Genomic DNA, 1,339 nt, shown 5'->3' on the forward strand with positions numbered 1-1,339 from the left:
ACGCCGTCACGGTCGACCTTGAGTTCACCGGTGTCCCGGTTGACGAGCTTGGGTTCCGGCGCGACGACGCACATGAGCGTCCCGAGCCGGTTGATGTCCACAGGTATGGACTGCATGGGTGTGGCCTCCAGCCACTCATGGACGTCCGTCCGTTGTCGGACGTCACTTGTCATGACAAGTGTCAGCTAAGAAAGACCTTGACGCAAGTCACTTGTCAGGACAGGTGACACAGGAAGTGTCGAGACATAGCCTCTTGGTACGGCGACAGCAACCGCCGCAAGACCGAAGGAGAAGCGCGATGGAATTGATCCGTCCCGATGCGCTCTATCAGCAGTTGGCGTCCGCCATCCGATCCGACATCCGGTCAGGCGAGTACTCGCCCGGATCCCTGCTTCCCTCCGAATCGGCCCTATGCGAGCGTTACGGCGTGTCCCGACCGACCGTGCGCCAGGCGCTTGCCGCCCTGCGCAGCGAGGGGCTGGTCATCGTTCAGCGCGGGAAGGGGTCGTTCGTGCGCGCCGCCGCAGGCCCCCCTGCCGTGACGTTGGAGCGTGCGATCACCCGCAGCGCCGGCCGCTACATCGACCCCGACACCGAGTGGTCACAGGTCGAGGAGCGGACCGCCTACCGGGCGACCACCGACGCCACGACCGGGCCGGTACTCGGGTTGGACGAGGGGGAGGCCGTGTTCGGGTGCGATCGTCTGATCACCCACCAGCCCACCGGCACCCGCGCGTTGGTGCGCACGGTGATCCCTTTCGCGACCGCCGCCGGCGCAGACCTGGGCAGCGACGCCCTACTCCGTCCGCAGGCCGAGGTGTACGCCGCCCTGGAAGCCGCCGGCCACCGCCTCACGTGGCACGAGCGGGTGACCGCGCGCGTGCCCGCCCCGGACGAGGCCGCCGCCCTGCGTCTGCCGGAGGGTGTCCCGGTGATAGTCATCCGCCGTGTCACCGGCGGGAACGAGGGCCCCCTCCTGTTGGAGGAGACGACGATCAGCGCGGAGGCGACACAGGCGGATTACGTCATCGTCCCGCAGGGCCGGGCGACCGCCCGCAAGAGTGGAGCCGGCACCAAGGAGTGACGCACCTATTCCCCCGCGACGTCAGGGGGAATGCTCGGATCAGTAGTGACGCTTGAGCCGACACCGAGGCCCAGCCTCATCGCAGCCCCAAGCGCGTGAGTCCGGCACCGCGGTTGCCCACCGACACGACCGGCGCCCCAGAGCGCGATGAGGGCATCCGCGGTTCCTCGCGGCGCATGGTCGAACTTTTCTCTACTTACTCAAGGGCGACGCGTTCCGCGCCGCCGGCGCGCCCGGGGCGCCCGCCCCGGGCTG

At 68.6% G+C, this 1,339-nt stretch carries 1 protein-coding gene; it reads left to right on the forward strand.

Annotation, left to right across the window (positions count from 1 at the left end; all coding sequences use genetic code 11):
* Positions 1-298 precede the first annotated feature (298 nt).
* A complete protein-coding gene (locus GT354_RS55850) occupies positions 299-1,084 on the forward strand; it encodes a GntR family transcriptional regulator (RefSeq protein ID WP_161358001.1) in 786 nt (261 codons plus the stop codon).
* Positions 1,085-1,339: the final 255 nt, after the last annotated feature.

It is taken from the genome of Streptomyces sp. SID3343, assembly GCF_009865215.1.
GTDB lineage: Bacteria > Actinomycetota > Actinomycetes > Streptomycetales > Streptomycetaceae > Embleya.